General features: G+C 42.5%; 16 protein-coding genes. 1 reads left to right on the top strand and 15 read right to left on the bottom strand.

Annotated features, from left to right (window positions below; translation table 11 throughout):
• Positions 1-209: 209 nt before the first annotated feature.
• The 7 genes from KA713_10000 to KA713_10030 all read right to left on the bottom strand — a co-directional run bounded on the left by KA713_10000 (position 210) and on the right by KA713_10030 (position 10678).
• Positions 210-626 (bottom strand): hypothetical protein, encoded by a 417-nt coding sequence (locus tag KA713_10000; GenBank protein UXE68879.1) that lies wholly within the window; start codon positions 624-626, stop codon positions 210-212.
• Positions 627-1165: 539 nt separating this feature from the next.
• Positions 1166-2101, bottom strand: coding sequence for a hypothetical protein (locus KA713_10005; protein UXE68880.1), 936 nt, complete (start codon positions 2099-2101; stop codon positions 1166-1168).
• Positions 2102-4397: 2296 nt separating this feature from the next.
• Positions 4398-4862: a hypothetical protein gene (locus tag KA713_10010; protein UXE68881.1), complete on the bottom strand. Its 465-nt coding sequence runs from the start codon at positions 4860-4862 to the stop codon at positions 4398-4400.
• A 260-nt stretch (positions 4863-5122) separates the two neighbouring features.
• A complete protein-coding gene (locus tag KA713_10015) occupies positions 5123-7594 on the bottom strand; it encodes a hypothetical protein (GenBank protein ID UXE68882.1) in 2472 nt (823 codons plus the stop codon).
• A 1065-nt stretch (positions 7595-8659) separates the two neighbouring features.
• Complete coding sequence (locus KA713_10020; protein UXE68883.1) at positions 8660-9358, bottom strand: hypothetical protein; 699 nt, start codon at positions 9356-9358, stop codon at positions 8660-8662.
• Positions 9359-9428: 70 nt separating this feature from the next.
• Positions 9429-9956: a hypothetical protein gene (locus KA713_10025; protein ID UXE68884.1), complete on the bottom strand. Its 528-nt coding sequence runs from the start codon at positions 9954-9956 to the stop codon at positions 9429-9431.
• A gap of 224 nt (positions 9957-10180) precedes the next feature.
• Positions 10181-10678 (bottom strand): hypothetical protein, encoded by a 498-nt coding sequence (locus KA713_10030; GenBank protein UXE68885.1) that lies wholly within the window; start codon positions 10676-10678, stop codon positions 10181-10183.
• Between the two features lie 304 nt (positions 10679-10982).
• Between KA713_10030 and KA713_10035 the strand changes: the two genes are divergently transcribed.
• Positions 10983-12140 carry an alcohol dehydrogenase catalytic domain-containing protein gene (locus KA713_10035; GenBank protein ID UXE68886.1) on the top strand — a complete coding sequence of 386 codons (1158 nt, stop codon included), beginning with the start codon at positions 10983-10985 and terminating at the stop codon, positions 12138-12140.
• Positions 12141-12840: 700 nt separating this feature from the next.
• Here the strand turns inward: KA713_10035 and KA713_10040 are convergent.
• From KA713_10040 to KA713_10075, 8 genes are all read right to left on the bottom strand, one after another.
• Positions 12841-13161, bottom strand: coding sequence for a hypothetical protein (locus KA713_10040; GenBank protein UXE68887.1), 321 nt, complete (start codon positions 13159-13161; stop codon positions 12841-12843).
• A gap of 36 nt (positions 13162-13197) precedes the next feature.
• Positions 13198-13998, bottom strand: a complete 801-nt coding sequence (locus KA713_10045) for an alpha/beta fold hydrolase (GenBank protein UXE68888.1) — start codon at positions 13996-13998, stop codon at positions 13198-13200.
• A 161-nt stretch (positions 13999-14159) separates the two neighbouring features.
• Positions 14160-14693, bottom strand: a complete 534-nt coding sequence (locus KA713_10050) for a hypothetical protein (GenBank protein UXE68889.1) — start codon at positions 14691-14693, stop codon at positions 14160-14162.
• 522 nt (positions 14694-15215) lie between these two features.
• A complete protein-coding gene (locus KA713_10055) occupies positions 15216-15749 on the bottom strand; it encodes a hypothetical protein (GenBank protein ID UXE68890.1) in 534 nt (177 codons plus the stop codon).
• A 912-nt stretch (positions 15750-16661) separates the two neighbouring features.
• Positions 16662-17195, bottom strand: coding sequence for a hypothetical protein (locus tag KA713_10060; GenBank protein ID UXE68891.1), 534 nt, complete (start codon positions 17193-17195; stop codon positions 16662-16664).
• Positions 17196-17363: 168 nt separating this feature from the next.
• Positions 17364-17771, bottom strand: coding sequence for a hypothetical protein (locus tag KA713_10065; GenBank protein UXE68892.1), 408 nt, complete (start codon positions 17769-17771; stop codon positions 17364-17366).
• A gap of 805 nt (positions 17772-18576) precedes the next feature.
• On the bottom strand, positions 18577-19002 hold the full coding sequence (locus tag KA713_10070) for a hypothetical protein (protein ID UXE68893.1): 426 nt from the start codon (positions 19000-19002) through the stop codon (positions 18577-18579).
• Between the two features lie 226 nt (positions 19003-19228).
• Entirely contained in the window at positions 19229-20683 is a 1455-nt protein-coding gene (locus KA713_10075; GenBank protein UXE68894.1) for an alpha/beta hydrolase, read from the bottom strand.
• Between the last annotated feature and the right edge of the window lie 100 nt (positions 20684-20783).

A 20783-nucleotide genomic window follows, 5' to 3' on the forward strand; every position in this document is an offset into this window, starting at 1 on the left:
AGAAATAAGTAAAGGCGCGGGATGAATTTTGCTTTGCGGTTTCAAAATCCTGCGCGTTCGCGGGGCTTGCGCATAACGGTTAGCTTATTGCTGGCGGGCAATTAAAACCTTCGTCCTGTCCAACGTGATAAAGATAAATAAAGAACTACAAACTGCAATGACGCATTGTCCTGCCCGCTTGCAATAAGCTTTTGTTGTGGGCAGGCTATTCACAGTTCGTTTATTATTAACTGTCCCTTTACCCATTCAATCAATTGAAGTTTTTTGAAGTCAAACCATTTTTGTCGGTAGAGTCCAGAATTATCAGTGGCAAATTTGAAGTTCGCAAATGGCTTTGGTCGTCTCAAGGCCTCTTCAAGTTTGTCTCGCAGCACTAAATTGTCGACCGTGTTAATAAAGTCTACCATTACTCGAAATGATTCATGGCTTTCCATTTTTTCAATTTCTACATAACTGTCAAAATTGTTTTCGATCTCTTCATTTGCCTCGTCCCACCATTCCGAGTCGCTGTCGGGATTGTTTAGTGTATCAGGAGTTGTCACAATTGTTTTTTTCTCTTTGTGAACAAAACACCTTAGTCCAGAGTCCAAGTTGTCTGCGAGTTCGTTTATTTGTTCGTTACTCATTATTTGTCGAAGTTGTCTCGCCAGCTTGCCCACAACGGCTAAGTTTGTGACGGCTGCGGTCTTCGGAGCGCGTCCCTGTCGCACGTGGCAGAGCTAAATTAAGAAAAACAAACCGAATAACCGCAACGACCCCGCAGCTGGCATAAACTTTTTGTTATGCGAACAGCCCCAGAAACTTTTCAGGAGCCGAAAAACCGTCCAACGTGGCGGGTGCGCCTACGTACCTGTCCCGGAGCGGTGAAGCGTGGCGCGGTGAAGAAATTGTCGACCGCGTCACCGTCCCCACGCAATGCTGAACCAATTTGAAAAGCTGCAAAACAAGTAAGCAAAGGTGCGGGATGAATTTCATTTTGCCGTCTCAAAATCCTGCGCGTTCGCGGGGCTTGCGCATAACGTTTGTGTTTGCGCAGTGGTGGGCTTTCGAAGCCGCATCCTGTCCCCGACACAAAACGTTGAACGAAGATAACACTTATAGCTTACACGTCACCCCACCATTGCGCAAACATACTGTTGGTGGCCGTTTTCACTATCTCTTTCTTTTAATTTTTTGTCGTTTTGATTATCCAGTCGGTCAATTCTTTTCCGTCCGCAATTGTCCACGAGTGTGGATGTCTTTTCTTACTGCTAATTCTATATCCCTTGCCGCTCGTTATCACTAATTCTGCTCTTTTATTTCCCCAATATCTTAGCCAATTTATCATTGCTGAACTGTCCAGCGAGTTGATACAGTAAAAATCAATGTTTCTGTTTTCTATGTACCAGTTAATGTCTGGTTCGTTGTAAATCCGAATTGGAATTGTCAACAGTGTTTTTAAAGTCCTGTGTTCTATGTCACTTTGGGCAAATGGGGAAACTGTCCAAAAGAATTGAGGATTTGCTTTCGGGTTTGTTTTGAATTCTTGTTCTATTCTGTTGGTTACGTAGTTGTCCTCTTGAACTGAAATGGGATTCTTTGTCGGGCGATTTGTAGTCGTCATGCAATTGTAGAGTCTTTCTATGTCTAGTGGCGGGTCCAGCGCAAAAACTGCAACTGGTTTTTTAAGAGTTGATTTGTCGGTCAATGCTCTCTGTGCATACTGTAACGCCATTGTCCCACCTAATGAAGCTCCGCCAATAAAGAATGAGTTTTCGTTCAGATTATATTTTTTGAAAACTTCGTCTATGAACTGTTTGAGTCTTTCGTGGGAAAAATCGTCCATGTAGAAGAATGACCAGTCCCCAAGTGCAGGAATAATTGTCAAGTAACCCGCCTTTGCTGCGTGCTTATGAAAGTCCCATTCTATGAGGGTTTGCTTTGGTAATTCTCCAAAACCGGGGAGCAATATTATTGAGCCTTTTATTTTGTCGGCAGGGAATACAGTAACATAATAATTTTTTGTCGTGTCATTTGGTGTCGTAAAAGTATATTCGATTCTCTGTCCAAATGCATGTAGTGAAATCGAAACAAAAATGAAAGTCAGAGTTTTTGTCGTCATGTTGAAATCTTAATCAAAATGGCCACCAACGGCCAAGTTTGTGACGGCTGCGGTTTTTGGAGCGCGTCCCTGTCGCACGTGGCAGAGCTAAATTAAGAAAAACAAACCGAATAACCGCACCGCACCCGCAGCTGGCATAAACTTTTTGTTATGCGAACAGCCCCAGAAACTGTTCAGGGGCCGAAAAAACGTCCAACGTGGCGGGTGCGCCTGCGTCCCTGTCCTGGAGCGGTGAAGCGTGGCACGGTGAAGAAATTGTCGACCGCGTCACCGTCCCCACGCAATGCTGAACCAATTTGAAAAGCTGCAAAACCAATAAGCAAAGGCGCGGGATGAATTTTGTTTTGCGGTTTCAAAATCCTGCGCGTTCGCGGGGCTTGCGCATAACGGCTAAGTTTGTGACGGCTGCGGTCTTCGGAGCGCGTCCCTGTCGCACGTGGCAGAGCGAAATTAAGAAAAACAAACCGAATAACCACACCGCACCCGCAGCTGGCATAAACTTTTTGTTATGCGAACAGCCCCAGAAACTGTTCAGTGGGCCGAAAAACCGTCCAACGTGGCGGGTGTGCATACGTCCCTGTCCCGGAGCGGTGAGGCGTGGCGCGGTGACGAAATTGTCGACCGCGTCACCGTCCCCACGCAATGGTGAAATAATTTTGAAAAGCTGCAACAGAAATAAGTAAAGGCGCGGGATGAATTTTGCTTTGCGGTTTCAAAATCCTGCGCGTTCGCGGGGCTTGCGCATAACGGTCAAGTTTGTGACGGCTGCGGTTTTCGGAGCGCGTCCCTGTCGCACGTGGCCGAGCTAAATTAAGAAAAACAAACCGAATAACCGCACCGCACCCGCAGCTGGCATAAACTTTTTGTTATGCGAACAGCCCCAGAAACTGTTCAGGGGCCGAAAAACCGTCCAACGTGGCGGGTGCGCCTGCGTCCCTGTCCCGGAGCGGTGAAGCGTGGCGCGGTGAAGAAATTGTCGACCGCGTCACCGTCCCCACGCAATGCTGAACCAATTTGAAAAGCTGCAAAACCAATAAGCAAAGGCGCGGGATGAATTTTGTTTTGCGGTCTCAAAATCCTGCGCGTCCGCGGGGCTTGCGCATAACGGCTAAGTTTGTGACGGCTGCGGATTTCGGAGCGCGTCCCTGTCGCACGTGGCAGAGCTAAATTAAGAAAAACAAACCGAATAACCGCACCGCACCCGCAGCTGGCATAAACTTTTTGTTATGCGAACAGCCCCAGAAACTTTTCAGGGGCCGAAAAAACGTCCAACGTGGCGGGTGCGCCTACGTACCTGTCCCGGAGCGGTGAAGCGTGGCGCGGTGAAGAAATTGCCGACCGCGTCACCGTCCCCACGCAATGCTGAACCAATTTGAAAAGCTGCAAAACCAATAAGCAAAGGCGCGGGATGAATTTTGTTTTGCGGTCTCAAAATCCTGCGCGTCCGCGGGGCTTGCGCATAACGGCTAAGTTTGTGACGGCTGCGGTTTTCGGAGCGCGTCCCTGTCGCACGTGGCAGAGCTAAATTAAGAAAAACAAACCGAATAACCGCACCGCACCCGCAGCTGGCATAAACTTTTTGTTATGCGAACAGCCCCAGAAACTGTTCAGGGGCCGAAAAACCGTCCAACGTGGCGGGTGCGCCTACGTACCTGTCCCGGAGCGGTGAAGCGTGGCGCGGTGAAGAAATTGCCGACCGCGTCACCGTCCCCACGCAATGCTGAACCAATTTGAAAAGCTGCAAAAGAAATAAGCAAAGGCGCGGGATGAATTTCATTTTGCGGTTTCAAAATCCTGCGCGTTCGCGGGGCTTTCGCATAACGGCCAAGTTTGTGACGGCTGCGGTTCTCGGAGCTCGTCCCTGTCGCACGTGGCAGAGCTAAATTACGTAAAACAAACCGAATAACCGCACCAACCCCGCAGCTGGCATAAACTTTTTGTTATGCGAACAGCCCCAGAAACTGTTCAGGGGCCGAAAAACCGTCCAACGTGGCGGGTGCGCCTACGTCCCTGTCCCGGAGCGGTGAGGCGTGGCGCGGTGAAGAAATTGTCGACCGCGTCACCGTCCCCACGCAATGCTTAACCAATTTGAAAAGCTGCAAAACCTATAAGCAAAGGCGCGGGATGAATTTTGTTTTGCGGTCTCAAAATCCTGCGCGTCCGCGGGGCTTGCGCATAACGTTAATATTTGCGATCGGGCGGGAGTTTGAAACTACGTCCTGTCCCCGACACCGAACGGAATAAAGATAACAAAACTTTGAACTACACGTCAACCCCGCCTGGCGCAAATATATTGTTAGGCGCAGTTGAGGATCACCTCATTCTCTCTTACACTTATTAATTTATCGTCCTCGGTGTTCTCAGTCGTCACGAAAACGTCCTTGTCCAACGTTACTGAAATGTCTCGAAGATATTTAAGAACGTTTGAGTGGTCGTCCAAGGATTTCAATTCTCTTGGATCTATGTCGTTTTCAATTTCAGAGTCGATGAAAAAATGACATCTAATATTGACGGCCCCAAGTTTTATTGTTGCAGTGATCCACTCTCTGTCTTTTTGAGTCCAACACTCTTCAACTGTTCCGAAATCAATTTTGTCTTTCGTTAATTCAGTCTTGGCGTCATAGAACTCTACCTTATATTTTTCATTCATTAAATCCGCCCACTTTCTCCAATCATGAATGTCTGTCCCGAAGACATAAATGTCCCGCAAGGAGCCGTCCTCGAAATAGATTTTATTTTTTAGTGTTCTCCAGTCGTCCATTCTAAATTGCGCCTAACGTTTGTGTTTCTTCAGTGGTGCGCTTCCGAAGCCGCGTCCTGTCCCCGACACCAAAACGTAGAACGAAGATAACACTTTGAGTAACACGTCACCGCACCATTGAAGAAACATTTTGTTATAAACAGTGCCGCTTTGTCCCACGTTTAATAAACCACACGGATGCCAAAGCTTTGGATGTGCGCTGGCTTTTGAGCGGCTTTGGCATTGGTGTGGTTTCACACCTATCTTCTGCGACAAAGTGGTCAACCGTCAATAATTTCGTATTCAATTAACTTGTTAAATATTTTGTCTTTAAGTTCGTTATGTAAAGTTTTTAGGTCGGTAAGTTCCTGTTTGCAAAGGTGTACCTCTGTCAAAGATTGCTTTATTTGCCACCATCCTGCGTCCCAAGTTTCGATTTTGAAATGGTTAGTCGGTATTTGTGCTAAGTTTGAAAAGTACAGTTTATAAATCTCTCCTCCCTTTTTTAATAATTGCTTTGCTTCGGCCGATAATTTTTTTGATTCAAGCCATTTTGCTAAAAATGTGTCCCTGGCTGAAACCAAAGTCATTTTTATGTCAGGGTCTGATATAGTCCATTTTTTAACATCACTTACTAAAAACGGGAATAATTGATTGTGAATTTGATAAGTCTGTCCGTCATACTTAACGTCTTTAAGTGCTGCGGTTTGGTTGCTGTTGCTAAATAGATTCCAAACAGTACAGTCAGAAATAAATTCCTCTGACAATTCGCCTTGTGGCTGCATGTATTGGTCGCGGTCATTTAGCCAAGTCGCCTTTGGGATTCTTCTCGCTGCGTGAACGACCATTGCCTTTTCAAAATTCTCAGCGGTTACGGATAATGCACCTGCGCTAACATAGGGCCCCGAAAGCAAAGCAGTAAAGTTTTGATTCTGAAAATCATTCCCTTTGCACATTAGAGATGCTAAAAAGCCTTTTGCAACTCTATCTCTTCTGTCCTTATTGTCAGCTTTTACCTCTACCGCTGAACCCAAGGGCGGAAATTTGATATTTGCCTCGGGTCTATCTATCCATTTGCTTAAAAATGAGTCGCGGTGTTCCGATGTTATTCTCTTTGTTCCAATTTTTTCTACGCTCTCATTGAAAACATCAAGGACAATTTTCTGTTTTTCTAATTTTTTAGTGACCGATAAATTCCATAACAGGAAACCAATGGGAAAAGCATTGTTCTTTTTTGTCCCATCAAAATTTGCAGATGAAAATACAAAGCCTGATTCAAATTGGAACTGAAAAATATTGTCTCTTAGTTTTTGGTCATTATTTGCATTGACATACTTTAAAGTAGAAAACAAACCTAAATGACAAGTTTTATTTTGAAATTCATGTTTTATACGATAAATAAATTGAGCGAATAGCTCTCTTGATACTTCGCCTAAGTTATTCTTGTGCATGAGCTTTCTCAACACAGTGTCACTAACATCTTTTTTACTTCCACCACTTGTACCCGCTTTCTGTGAAGTCGCGAATGGAGGATTAATTAAGATTATCCATTTGATATTTGGGTCAGCTAATTCATTTCTTAATTTCTCGGGAAGTAGCCATTGAAAGTTGAAATTTAAAGAAGTGTCAGCGAAAAGATTATTAATGTCATCATTTAAGTAGTCGTATTGGAAAACATTCGCATCAGGAAATAATTTATCTAAATGGTCTTTGTCTTCTTTGTAAAGAGTTGATAAGTAACAATACTGTAATGCTTCTTGCGGTAAATTATACTCAAGATTTCCTGTCCCTGCCGCCATGTCCCAAAGTCTATAATTTCCATTTTTCCACCATTGTTTATCGATTGTTCTCTCTATGTAGTCAAGTGCTTTTTTCGCAAAACGAACAGGTGTATAGAACTCGCCATGAAATCGCCTCATCTCTTCGTCAGTTAGGCGGTCAATTTTTGCAAGTATTGCTCTAAGTGTGTCTGTGTTTGAGACTTTTTCGTATAGACCCCAAAAGTGTTCGTAATCTTTTGATAAGATTTTCTTTTCTTTTATTTCTCCTGTTGCTCCAATTCTAAAAAATGCTTTGCTCTGTTCTTTTAAATAAGTTGTATTATTCTCTTGAATGTCGCTTACGAAATAGCGGCTTGTTTTAAAGCCGTTTCTTACTGAGTCACCTAAAATGCGGTTCCAATAATCATATACTTCTTCAAAATTTGATTCAGAAATTACTTTCTTGTCTTGCAGTCCTATGTCTAATTGTTCAGATAATTTCTTGATTAATAATTCTGAAAACACTTTAAACTCGTCCGTTGTCGAAACTTTATAAACATGAAGCTCCTTTGCTGCTTTAGTGTCTGAAATATCTTTGACGAGTTGCTTGTCCGGAATACTTGGAGCTAAGTCCCAATCATACTTTTCATTTGGGTCATCGTAGAACTCTTTCCATAAAATAGTCTCTGTCAATATGGATTCATTTTGGTCTGACAAACATAATATTGGCGGTATCGGCTTGTCCGTGAATCCTCCAAATTTTAGTCTCCTTACGTAATATAGCACTTGTGCTAAAACTGTCGAACGAGCTTTTAGGTTATTGAAGTTCTTGTCGAATTTGAACTCAAATAGAACTCTTGGGGTGTAAAGGTCGTGTCTGTCTGAGGTGTCATAAGTCAGCCCGAAGTACTTGGCGTAAGCGTTCTTAATATCTTCCTCGGTCTTTCCTTTCCCTATTAGGTTAAAAAATTTGTTTACGTCCGTCTTTGACATCAGTCCTTTTAGTTAAATTTTTCACTTGTCGTTTGTCAAAGATATAATTTTTGAACGTTAGACTAAATTGGCTCTTTTGCTTGCTTTGGTTGCGTGCTGGGAGTCGAGCGGCAAGCAAATGTGCCAATGTTCTTCATCACTTCTCCTCTGTCCAGCGGCATTGTTTATAACGGCTAAGTTTGTGACGGCTGCGGTCTTCGGAGCGCGTCCCTGTCGCACGTGGCAGGGCTAAATTAAGAAAAACAAACCGAATAACCGCAACGACCCCGCAGCTGGCATAAACTTTTTGTTATGCGAACAGCCCCAGAAACTGTTCAGGGGACGAAAAACCGTCCAACGTGGCGGGTGCGCCTGCGTCCCTGTCCCGGAGCGGTGAAGCGTGGCGCAGTGAAGAAATTGTCGACCGCGTCACCGTCCCCACGCAATGCTGAACCAATTTGAAAAGCTGCAAAAGAAATAAGCAAAGGCGCGGGATGAATTTCATTTTGCGGTTTCAAAATCCTGCGCGTTCGCGGGGCTTGCGCATAACGGCTAAGTTTGTGACGGCTGCGGTTTTCGGAGCGCGTCCCTGTCGCACGTGGCCGAGCTAAATTAAGAAAAACAAACCGAATAACCGCACCGCACCCGCAGCTGGCATAAACTTTTTGTTATGCGAACAGCCCCAGAAACTGTTCAGGGGCCGAAAAACCGTCCAACGTGGCGGGTGCGCCTGCGTCCCTGTCCCGGAGCGGTGAGGCGTGGCGCGGTGAAGAAATTGTCGACCGCGTCACCGTCCCCACGCAATGCTGAACCAATTTGAAAAGCTGCAAAACCAATAAGCAAAGGCGCGGGATGAATTTCATTTTGCGGTTTCAAAATCCTGCGCGTTCGCGGGGCTTGCGCATAACGTTTGTGTTTGCGCAGTGGTGGCTTATTGAAACCGCGTCCTGTCCACGTGGGCAAACTTAATATAAAAACTAAACTTCATACCTTGATGTCCCGCCACCATTGCGCAAACATTTTGTTGCCAGCCGTAGGGTCATTTACTAATCTCATTCGTAGTCAAATCTTTTGTCTTCCAAAAACTTACCATATAATCTGACTCCAATACTGCGATTGAGTCGAACTTTTTGCTTTTGCAATAATTATGTTCTTTTCTCCAACTGTCATAAGGTCAGAAAGAATATTATTTGAATTTGCAGGGTCAACAATTCTTCTCGTCAATGGATTAGAATTGTCTTTTCTTAATTCAAGTAGTATGTGCCAAAAATTATCTTCTAAACTTGTCGTGTCTTTTGATTTTCCTGCAAGTATATCTAAAACTAAATACTCAAGATAAACTGATGGAAAGTCTAGCTTGTTAAGCTCTCTCCAGATTTTAAGAAGTTTTATCTCGTTTACTCTACCCGATGTTGAGATGTCTGTAATATGTTTTTGAATATTTGTTTGCCTCCAAGAATTTATCTTCGATACATGTAACCAATGGTCATTGGTATTCCCTGTCTGTTTACGTGCAGGTGTTATATCAATTTCAAGTCCGTTTAAATTTATTCGAAATGAGACATTTTGTTTTCTAACCGGGTTAAACTTTCCAAGTAAAAACTGATGCAGGGAGTCGTAAATTCCTTTTAGTCCACCATTGTTTTCGTTACATGTACTGTCTAAGGAAATTAAGTAGTCAACATCTGAAGCGAGTGAAATCGCTGTCCCTTTAGCTCTAGAACCTGAATCTAAAATACTTAAGTAACAATCTCCTGCCCATTTTTTTAAATCATTTTTTAGCATCGTTAGAGGGAATAAATGTCCATCTAAGCTCCGAGCTTGATATTTAGTCAAAATTTGTTGTAGGTGCATATTACCGTCCATCAAAACTGGTTGTTACTAAGGAATTAAGAATATCGTTGAGTAGTCGGCCCTTGAAATTAACGACAACGGTATTTGAACGATTGGCAATGTCTCCCATTCTCTCATTAGGTATACTTTGTGGTTTTGCAAAAATTACAACAGCAGTATGGTGATTTGGTCTTGCAGCAAATATTTTGTCTATCGATTGATTTGCTGTTTCCCAATCCACCAAATAAATAGTCTCGTCCTTTGCTTTATCAATATCGTCAGGTGAAATTTGTACTATGTTTTTTTCCTTAAATATTCCAGAGTCAATTAAGGAAGATTTTAAATCATTAAACCTTTCTTGATTGCCAAATATGGCAACCTTTCTTCTCCATAAAGACAAACCTAGTCTAAATACAATAGGTGAAATCCCAAATATCCAACAACCTATTGCGTAGAGAATTCTCAACACGGCATACACAACAGTAATTCCTCCAACTATGATAAATATTGGATGGTTGAAAAAGTCTACAATAGGTTTCAAATAGTCCATAGTCGTATATTTGGGTTTGAATTACTTTTTATTCGTCATAGTTGTCAGTCATTAAGTTTGAAAACCAAATTCTCCCGACCCTATGGCTGGCAACGTTTGTGTTTCTTCAGTGGTGCGCTTCCGAAGCCGCGTCCTGTCCCCGACACAAAACGTTGGACGAAGATATAAACTTTGGATTACACCTCACCGCACCATTGAAGAAACATTTTGTTGGCGGTTCGTTTTTACTTCCGTCCGTACCCCGTAATATTTGTAATAGTATTTTCAGTCCAAAGTTTAATTTTCTCAGTCGGGAAAATATGAAGGGTAGCAAATGCTGTTAAAAACCAACCGATTGAAGCAAGTATTAAATTTGGTATCTCTTTAGTTGTCTCCTGATTTTCAATTGTTGTCTTCACACTTTCTTTGAAGGATGGAAGAAATGAAATAGCCAGTAAAGTCAGCCCAGTAATTGTCCCAAGAATAGATATGAAATAATTTCTACTCCACCATGAGTTAATCGTTTTCACAAGTCGAATGGGTAGTCCAATAATTAAGCAAACTAATATTGTCACGATGGAAATTAGTCCACCTAATATTGGTTGAAATATTGTTGTCCCAATGAAGCCATCAACTCCTCCTTGATAGTCAAGAAGAACAAAGATCATGTAAATAAAGAGCAACATGATAAATGTCACGGAACACTGAATGAAGAGGATTGTTAAATTTATAAGTAGTCTCACTTTTTAGTCTTTGATTTCTCTTTCTGGTAAAAATGACCGCCAACGTTTGGCTATTTGCAGTGGCTGGTTTTTGAAAACGTATTTGTCCACCGTGACCAAACGTAATAGCTAAGATAATATTTTTACTTACACGTCCCCCAGCCATTGCAAATAGCTACTGTTAGCGCCATGTGCCCTTTCTCCGAGTGTAACAAGGTGGTCTTTCTGCTGATTGTCAGATTATAATAACTTTATTCATTTTTTGTCACAAAATTCAATAATCTTTGTCTTACGCATTGACAACTTAAATTTTTGACGCTGACCTATGAACCAATTAACTTATATAAAGAAAAACACACTGGAGTGGTGGGATATTAAAGAGCCTAAAATGGAGACGGCACAGGATGTGATTGTAAGGCCTTTGGCCGCAGCTCGCTGTGACGGTGATAAAGCTTTTCTCTTTTATGATATTACACCCATGTTGCAGGCGGGATTGACCTTGCATTACATAGACCCTATTGCTAAAAATCTTTTTGGTAAAAAGCCTTTCAAAGCACCCTTTGCTATAGGACATGAATGTATCGCTGAGATTCTCTCTTGTGGTGATGAGGTGAAACATTTTAAGGTTGGAGATAAGGTCATTGTTCCTTGGGCAATTTCATGCGGAAGTTGTTCCCATTGCTTATCTGGTCTCACCTCAAAGTGTCTTGATGCTGGCGAAACTTTGGTTTCCGGTTTTGGATTTGGCGAGTCATTAGGACCGTGGGGCGGAATGGTAACTGATCAATTTCGAGTACCATACGCTGACAATATGTTAGTTAAAATTCCCAGTGGCTTAGACCCTATATCATTGGCAAGTGCCAGCGACAATATTCCGGATGGATGGAGAACGGTGGCTCCTTATCTAAAAGAAAAGCCAGGTGTTCCTGTCCTGATTGTGGGAGGAGCAGCTGAAAGTATTGGTTTATACGCTGCTGGAATAGCTGTTGCATTAGGCTCTTCAAGGGTAGATTATTTAGATTATATGCCTGCCAGATTGGAGATAGCGAAGTCCTTAGGAGCTTATCCGATTGAAATGCCAAAGAAAAATAGAAGCAAATGGTTTAGGAACAATGCGCCTAAAATAAGTGGCGCCTATCCCATAACAGTCGATGCAAGTATGAATCAAGATGGAATTAGATTTGCTATTCGTTCGCTGGCCCCAGGTGGTATTTGCACAAGTGTAGGGTACTATTTTCAAAAAGGAACATCTATTCCTTTGATGCAGATGTATGCAAACGACTCAACGCTTCACACTAGTATCTCGCACCCAAGGGCTTCTCTTCCTGATGTACTAGATTTAATTGAAAGTAAGAAGTTTCAGCCTGAAAAGATTACAACTCTACTTGCTAACTGGGAGGATGCAACTGAAGCCTTTTTAGAACGTACAACCAAAGTGATTGTCCATAGACCATCAATATTTACGAATCACCATGAACTATAATGTGGCGTAGAAACTAATTGGCCATCCAAGTCTTTTGTCTCTAAGTTTTTAACTCTTTTATCATTTGTCCACGTTGTCTAAAGTAAAGTTCTCTTGTCCCAGCGAAGAATCTGAATTAGGAGAGCCTCACCTATTAAAGTCCTTTTATTTTTTCTTGTCTGCGGAAACGAGTCTTTGAAATTTATAATGTCGTTGTCTGCGGAACGAAGGGCATTGGCGCTAACGGCTAAGTTTGTGACGGCTGCGGTCTTCGGAGCGTGTCCCTGTCGCACGTGGCCGAGCTAAATTAAGAAAAACAAACCGAATAACCACAACCACCCCGCAGCTGGCATAAACTTTTTGTTATGCGAACAGCCCCAGAAACTTTTCAAGGGCCGAAAAACCGTCCAACGTTGCGGGTGCGCCTGCGTCCCTGTCCCGGAGCGGTGAAGCGTGGCGCGGTGAAGAAATTGTCGACCGCGTCACCGTCCCCACGCAATGGTGAACCAATTTGAAAAGCTGCAAAACAAATAAGCAAAGGCGCGGGATGAATTTTGTTTTGCGGTCTCAAAATCCTGCGCGTTCGCGGGGCTTGCGCATAACGGCTAAGTTTATGACGGCTGCGGTTTTTGGAGCGCGTCCCTGTCGCACGTGGCAGAGCTAAATTAAGAAAAACAAACCGAATAACCGCAACGACCCCGCAGCTGGCATAAACTTTTTGTTATGCGAACAGCCCCAGAAACTTTTCAGGGGCCGAAAAACCGTCCAACGTGGCGGGTGCCCTACGTCCCTGTCCCGGAGCGGTGAAGCGTGGCGTGGTGAAGAAATTGCCGACCGCGTCACCGTCCCCACGCAATGGTGAACTAATTTGAAAAGCTGCAAAAGAAATAAGCAAAGGCGCGGGATGAATTTCATTTTGCGGTTTCAAAATCCTGCGCGTTCGCGGGGCTTGCGCATAACGTTTAGCTTGTGGCAGGCGGGCAAATAAAAACCTTCGTCCTGTCCCACGTGATAAAGATAAATAAAGAACTACAAACTTCAATGACGCACAGTCCCGCCCGCTTGCCACAAGCTTTTGTTAGCGGCTGGCAGTCCCATTTAGTAGGTCGTAAACTGTTTTTTCAAATTTCTCGTCCCCCAAAATAGTTTGATGTGTCGCTCCTTTTATGTCAAAATATTGGTCGTCTGGTTTCAATAATTTTTTAAGTTCAAGGGCGTCTCGGTGGAGATCACTCTTGGTCCCAGAAATAATAGCGATTTCACTTTTTGTTTTCGGAATATCTAGATCTGTCCTAAACGAGAACTTGTTAATTCTCGGAAGCGGGAAAAAAAACGCGTTTAGATACTTGTCGACAAACTTCTCCCGAGGTTCTATCAATATTGTCATCAAGGGGTTGTTATCGATGGCCAGATGCGATGCAATGCTTGTCCCAAGTGAGTAACCAACAATTACTATTTTGTTTTCTGGATATTTCGATTTTAAAAAATCATATACTGTTTGAGAGTCAGAATAGAAATTGTCGAGAGTAATTTCTCCCGTACTCTTTCCGTGTTGTCTGTAGTCGGTAATAATTATGTCGTAGTTGCATTTTAAAAACATTGGAGCCATAAGTCCCCACCCATCAAGAGTCCCACCATTGCCTTTCCAAAAGCAGATTACCCCACGTGAGCTGTCCTTCTTAAAAAGCAACGAATTTATTTGTCCACCGTCTTTTGATTTAAAATTTAGTTCTTCGAAAGGTTCGTCAAACTTGAATTTAAAGTCCGATGGTAACTTAACAGATTTAAACCTGTCCTCTTGTATTGAATAGAAATAGAAGTACAGTCCGAGGTAGCTTATGATTCCTATTCCAAATATAATTGTTAACACTTTTCTCATATCGAAGCCTTGCTTGCCGCTAACGTTTGTGTTTGCGCAATGGTGCGGTTTCGAAGCCGCGTCCTGTCCCCGACACCAAACGTGGAACGAAGATATAAACTTTGGGCTACACGTCAACGCACCATTGCGCAAACATTTTGTTAGCGGCCTGTGCGTTTCTGTCAACCGTTAACTTTATTAATTATACGATAATACTTTCTGTTCAAAATCAAGAACACAATCAAGATTACAGTCCCAATTGTTAAACAAATTAGTCCCAGTTTCATTCTTCCATTCCAGATTGTCCTCGGCATGATGTCATAGATAACTTTCCCGTCCCTTACAATCTCTTTAACTACTTGGTTAACCGGTTCGTCCTTTGTCGCCCAATTCTCCTCAAACGTCACTCGTATTGAGTCCCCGACCTTCAGTCCTCTAAAGTTATCGTCAAGAATCGGAATTAACTTTTCATTTGTTCCAACGCCTAAAAACTGGTGATGATTAGTCAGACCGAAATAGTAAACATTACTGTATCCACCACGAACGCCTTTGACTTTTGTGTTCCCTTCTTCTGTAACACGTCCGCTAATCACTTTGAAATCCTTTCTCGTTTTGAAGGAGTCCTTGATTAGAGAATATGCAAAGAAATAGAACATCACAAAAAGCATTACAATCAGCCATCTTGCAATCTTATATCCTTGAGGGTCAAAATTCATCTCTATGAATGTCCGTGGTTAAAGTTCTTAATAGTTAACTCTGGTCTGTCCAAACGCATGGCCGCTAACGGCTACGTGTGGGCGCAGGTTGATAAAAACATTCACATCCCTCCCACGAAATAAATTAACTAAAGAAATTCAAACTTTCCAACAGCAAACCCCACAACTTGCGCCCACACAATGTTAGGGGCGGTTTCTCGTCTTCCCACGTGCGGGAGGAGCGCACTAGACCGTGGCTTCGTCAGGATGAACGGAGGACGCCAGAAGTCGTGATCGTTGATGAGTTTTTTTTCCTGCGAGGCCTGCGGGCCGCGCGGTCGGCCGTGCGGTGGGTTGCCACCTGCACATTTTCAAGAACGATCTTAATTCCCAAATCGCCCCTAACGTTTGTGTTTGCGCAATGGTGCGGTTTCGAAGCCGCGTCCTGTCCCCGACACCAAACGTGGAACGAAGATATAAACTTTGGGCTACACGTCAACGCACCATTGCGCAAACATTTTGTTAGCGGCCTGTGCGTTTCTGTCAACCGTTAACTTTATTAATTATACGATAATACTTTCTGTTCAAAATCAAGAACACAATCAAGATTACAGTCCCAATTGTTAAACAAATTAGTCCCAGTTTCATTCTTCCATTCCAGATTGTCCTCGGCATGATGTCATAGATAACTTTCCCGTCCCTTACAATCTCTTTAACTACTTGGTTAACCGGTTCGTCCTTTGTCGCCCAATTCTCCTCAAACGTCACTCGTATTGAGTCCCCGACCTTCAGTCCTCTAAAGTTATCGTCAAGAATCGGAATTAACTTTTCATTTGTTCCAACGCCTAAAAACTGGTGATGATTAGTCAGACCGAAATAGTAAACATTACTGTATCCACCACGAACGCCTTTGACTTTTGTGTTCCCTTCTTCTGTAACACGTCCGCTAATCACTTTGAAATCCTTTCTCGTTTTGAAGGAGTCCTTGATTAGAGAATATGCAAAGAAATAGAACATCACAAAAAGCATTACAATCAGCCATCTTGCAATCTTATATCCTTGAGGGTCAAAATTCATCTCTATGAATGTCCGTGGTTAAAGTTCTTAATAGTTAACTCTGGTCTGTCCAAACGCATGGCCGCTAACGGCCAAGTTTGTGACGGCTGCGGTCTTCGGAGCGCGTCCCTGTCGCACGTGGCAGAGCGAAATTAAGAAAAACAAACCGAATAACCGCACCGCCCCCGCAGCTGGCATAAACTTTTTGTTATGCGAACAGCCCCAGAAACTTTTCAAGGGCCGAAAAACCATCCAACGTTGCGGGTGCGCCTGTGTCCCTGTCCCGGAGCGGTGAAGCGTGGCGCGGTGAAGAAATTGTCGACCGCGTCACCGTCCCCACGCAATGCTGAACCAATTTGAAAAGCTGCAAAACAAATAAGCAAAGGCGCGGGATGAATTTCATTTTGCGGTTTCAAAATCCTGTGCGTTCGCGGGGCTTGCGTATAACGGCTAAGTTTGTGACGGCTGCGGTCTTCGGAGCGCGTCCCTGTCGCACATGGCAGAGCTAAATTAAGAAAAACAAACCGAATAACCGCAACGACCCCGCAGCTGGCATAAACTTTTTGTTATGCGAACAGCCCCAGAAACTATTCAGGGGCCGAAAAACCGTCCAACGTGGCGGGTGCGCCTGCGTCCCTGTCCCGGAGCGGTGAAGCGTGGCGCGGTGAAGAAATTGTCGACCGCGTCACCGTCCCCACGCAATGGTGAACCAATTTGAAAAGCTGCAAAACAAATAAGCAAAGGCGCGGGATGAATTTTGTTTTGCGGTCTCAAAATCCTGCGCGTTCGCGGGGCTTGCGCATAACGTAAATATTTGCGATCGGGCGGGATTTTGAAACTGCGTCCTGTCCCCAGCACCAAACGGAATAAAGATAACAAAACTTTGAACTACACGTCAACCCCGCCTGGCGCAAATATATTGTTATGCGTAGTTTATTTGAAAATATTTTTTAGTCTGTCCCAAAATGTGTTTTTAGTCTGAGTGCTTGTTAGTTTTGGTTTAACAGGTTCTTGGTGATTCGCATTTCTGTTGCTTTGCTTTTTAAGTTCTGCAAGAAACTGTGGTGTGTCGGCAAGTAACATTTCTCTTGAATATTTTATTTGGTCGTCCATGTAGTAAACCAAGGCATTACAATGGTCGATCAGGACAATTGAAATAAGTCCGATACAAGCACCTGCTGCAAAGTCAGCGCCCCAAACAAACGATATTGCAGTGTCTTGGTTTGTTATGTCTGGTTTAATCCAATCTGCTTCGTGGTCGGCTATTACGTTGTCTGCAAGGTCAACATAGGTTTCAAAATATGTTTTATGTCCGTCAATACTACATTCAAGTCCGTCTAGGTCTATTTGCTTTTCGAGTCCACTCCATATTTTGAACTCATACCCAAGTTTTTGGATAGTGTCTTGGATTTGTCCGTTTGTCGGTAAGTCTGCTTTTCTTACAAAAGCTATTTGTGTCATTGACATAGTTGGTCTTTTTTTAAATTACGCATAACGTAAATATTTGCGATCGGGCGGGAATTTGGAACTGCGTCCTGTCCACGACACCAAACGCAATAAAGATAACAAAACTTTGAACCACACGTCAACCCCGCCTGGCGCAAATATATTGTTGTGGGTCGTTCGCGTCCACCGTTAACTTGTCAACGGTTGAAATTTTAATATTCTTTGAAGCTTATTGTTAATTCGTTGTCCAAAGTCGGCATTAATCGTTGTCATTAAGTCTACCTGCTTTGCAAAAAGTTGAAGTCGAAAGTCCTCGTTTTCTTTTCTATTCTGAACCTCCCACTTTGTTGCCATCTCAAATGTCAAATTGTCGAATACCTCGTAAAGGAGTTCGTCAATGTCAAACGGCATTTTTCTAAATATTTCTTCTCCTCGCTCTCGGCATACATAATTGTAGCCATGTCCGTCAAGTTCGATAAAGGGTTTTGCAAAGTCGTTCGAGTGGTTGATTTCCGGAAGCAATTCAATGTCCCCGTTTACTTTCCTTAACTTGGTCACAAGCCTCTTTTGTAAGTCGTCAGGATTTAATGTCGGCATAGTCTAATTTGTCCAAGCGAATGACCCACAACGATGAGGGTTGCCGAAGGTGGGATTAAAAACTTCGCTCTTTCCCCATAAGATAAAATTAATAGAAAGAGGAACGTTTTCCTAACGCACTTAGCCCCACTTTCGGCAACCCTATGTTGGGCGGTGTTGCAATTTCGAGTTCGCCTTTTATGGCCAAGTCATTGCGTATAAAAGAAAATTATGCGCACGTTACTTGGACTGCCGAAGTTCATTTCCCTGTTATTTACCCCCTTTTAACACGGCACACTTCGGCACGTTAGCCGTAATTAAACGTTTGTAATCGTTTGACATCTGGATACTGTCAAACCAAACGATTAACTTCGTCCCCAAGTCTTTGAAAGCGGGGTCACCCGTTTGAAAGTGCGAACTTTCACGGTCTCACCGCAAAGACTTGAAAAGAAATCCTAACGTCTTTCTTCCAACGTGCCTTCAGCGACTTTGTAAATAAATAGGGAAAACAGAACTTTGTAAAAGGCGATCTCTGAAATTCGCACTCGCAATATAGCCCAACGTGAGTATTTGCGTTCGAGCGGGGCTTCCGAAGCCACGTGCTGTCCCCGACACCGAACGCATTAAAGATACGAAAACGTTGGATTACGCGGCAACCCCGCTTGACGCAAATACATTGTTATGGCCAGTTTGCCACCAAGCCTATATCAAAGTCGACCGAATAAGAGTCGACTGTTGAAAGGAAAAACTGTCCACGCTTGCCTGTCCGCAAGACTGTAGGAAAACAAAAATATGTGCCGTGTAACGAATGCACGTTAACTTGTATCTATTCCGAGTCCCTGGTCAAAATTAGAATCGAACCTAATAGTGTTCCAATCAATGGTAGTACAATCGCGAAGAAATCAGTCAACACATTGGAAAGCTTAAAAGTAAGATTATTCGTAACAATTAAGTAAAGTCCAAAAAGTCCACCAGATATGCCTGCTATACTTACTAGTAGAAATTTTAGAAATTCCTTTTGTCTACCGTTTTGTTTCAAAAATTTATATCCATCAAAACAAACTCCAGTCAATAGTCCGATGTAACAGCCGATCAAAGCATTCATAATTGATCCGAAGAGGTCTGAATACACTCCGCTTATTACCGATACGATGTAGTCACAAATTAGTCCAACAATTCCTCCAAGGAGGGAAAAACCAAGTCCCGTAAAGACTTGTCCAGCAACCACTCCAAATTTCTTATAATTGTTCATGAATAGTCTGTCAATTGCATGCGCTAAAACCGCATTTCTTTTCGTTCGGCAGTAAAGTATTTAATGAAACCCTGTCCGCAAATTGGCCATAACGTGAGTATTTGCGTTCGAGCGGGGCTTCCGAAGCCGCGCGGTGTCCCCGACACCGAACGCATTAAAGATACGAAACGTTGGATTACGCGTCAACCCCGCTTGACGCAAATACATTGTTGTGTGTAGTAATGTGTTACTCAATCTTTGTCATTATTACTCTTTGTACATTAGTAAAAGAATAGTTTGTAATTGCTTTGACTTCATTCGATTCCTTACCCGATGTTACCTCAAAGATTAATTTATCATCCAGTAATTGGGTAGTCGCAGTTAGCCAGATATCATTAACTTTAAACAAGCTATAGAGTTTATTATTAACATTGTACTCAATCAATTCTACACCGTCACCTTCATCAAGTTTATATCGACCTTTATCTAAATCGTCAATAACTAATTTATAGTCTTTAATCATAGGTGTAGTAGCTGATAAATACTCGGTTTTCCAGGTGTAAATACCTTTAACATTTGTTTTAGCGGCTGTAAACCTAACTTTTACGCTATCACGTAATGTGTTGTAGCTGTAAATTTTCATTGTACCTTCCCAAGTACCTAAGCATTTTTCGGGAAAAATTGAAGGTGCTTTTGTTTCCTGAACCATCCCCAATCTTTTATCAAAATCAGCAAGCAATCTTGAATTTGGAAACATACTTTTCCCCCATTCCATAAAATCTTTTGCAGTGGAATAATCCTTAGCCCAGAAATGATTTGAAATATGCCCAAGCAAATCTTCCTCAGAAAGTGTATAATTGTCACGTTCTTTTAAAGAGGTATAATATTCTTTACATCTATTCAAATTATTGTATTGATAAGCAAACCACTTGTTAAACCCATTGATAACTGCTTTTGGATAAATTGTGGTATGCGTCTCTGACGGAAAATATTCATACTCAAAATGAATTACTTTATTAGTTTTTTCTGAATTAAAAAATTCCCTTGTCCTGTTAATTGATTTTTCCCAATCTGTAGCCGATTCATTTCCCTTTGCCATATAATAGAAGAGTTCTCTTTTAACTTTACCGGGGTCGAATTTTTGGAGACTGTCTACCATTTGCATTTTATCATAACGCATATGGGGTGAAATAGCAATATATCCATTAAACAAGGTAGGGTCTTTAACCATACAATATGTTATAAACACACCACCATTAGAATGACCTACTGCGAGGCGGGTGGGTAAAGTTTTGTAATTTTTATCTACGTAGATGAAAATATCGTTTTTAAGAAATTTCATAAAATCGTTTGCCCTGCCTTTATTATCCCGCATCATTTTGGCTGTTTCATCGTGTATATAGGTAGGTAAAAAATCATCATCTCGTTCTTTAGAAATTACTCCAACAACAATCATGGGCACCGCACTATTCAAAAAAGTCAAGCTAGAGTGTACATAGTCAAAATATTGTCGCGCTTGTGAGTCAAAAACATATACGACCTCATATTTTTTGTGAGGATATTCTTCATACAACCTTGGTGTATAAATCATAATTTCTCGACCTCCATAAATTTTTGACTCTATGTTTACCGTTTCAATTTTTTGAGCAAAACAGTAAAATGAAGTTATTAAAAACACAAACATGAAGGTTATATTTTTCATTTGATTGAGATTTTGATTGTTACACACAACGTTTGTGTTTCTGCAGTGGTGCCTTTTCGAAGCCCCGTCCTGTCCCACGAAACAAAACGTTGAACGAAGA

The sequence above is a fragment of the Chryseotalea sp. WA131a genome, assembly GCA_025370075.1.
GTDB lineage: Bacteria > Bacteroidota > Bacteroidia > Cytophagales > Cyclobacteriaceae > ELB16-189.

Coding starts and splice junctions, on each gene's coding strand:
- KA713_10000 (UXE68879.1), bottom strand. CDS start 626: ATGAGTAACGAACAAATAAACGAACTCGCAGACAACTTGGACTCTGGA.
- KA713_10005 (UXE68880.1), bottom strand. CDS start 2,101: ATGACGACAAAAACTCTGACTTTCATTTTTGTTTCGATTTCACTACAT.
- KA713_10010 (UXE68881.1), bottom strand. CDS start 4,862: ATGGACGACTGGAGAACACTAAAAAATAAAATCTATTTCGAGGACGGC.
- KA713_10015 (UXE68882.1), bottom strand. CDS start 7,594: ATGTCAAAGACGGACGTAAACAAATTTTTTAACCTAATAGGGAAAGGA.
- KA713_10020 (UXE68883.1), bottom strand. CDS start 9,358: ATGCTAAAAAATGATTTAAAAAAATGGGCAGGAGATTGTTACTTAAGT.
- KA713_10025 (UXE68884.1), bottom strand. CDS start 9,956: ATGGACTATTTGAAACCTATTGTAGACTTTTTCAACCATCCAATATTT.
- KA713_10035 (UXE68886.1), top strand. CDS start 10,983: ATGAACCAATTAACTTATATAAAGAAAAACACACTGGAGTGGTGGGAT.
- KA713_10045 (UXE68888.1), bottom strand. CDS start 13,998: ATGAGAAAAGTGTTAACAATTATATTTGGAATAGGAATCATAAGCTAC.
- KA713_10050 (UXE68889.1), bottom strand. CDS start 14,693: ATGAATTTTGACCCTCAAGGATATAAGATTGCAAGATGGCTGATTGTA.
- KA713_10055 (UXE68890.1), bottom strand. CDS start 15,749: ATGAATTTTGACCCTCAAGGATATAAGATTGCAAGATGGCTGATTGTA.
- KA713_10060 (UXE68891.1), bottom strand. CDS start 17,195: ATGTCAATGACACAAATAGCTTTTGTAAGAAAAGCAGACTTACCGACA.
- KA713_10065 (UXE68892.1), bottom strand. CDS start 17,771: ATGCCGACATTAAATCCTGACGACTTACAAAAGAGGCTTGTGACCAAG.
- KA713_10070 (UXE68893.1), bottom strand. CDS start 19,002: ATGAACAATTATAAGAAATTTGGAGTGGTTGCTGGACAAGTCTTTACG.
- KA713_10075 (UXE68894.1), bottom strand. CDS start 20,683: ATGAAAAATATAACCTTCATGTTTGTGTTTTTAATAACTTCATTTTAC.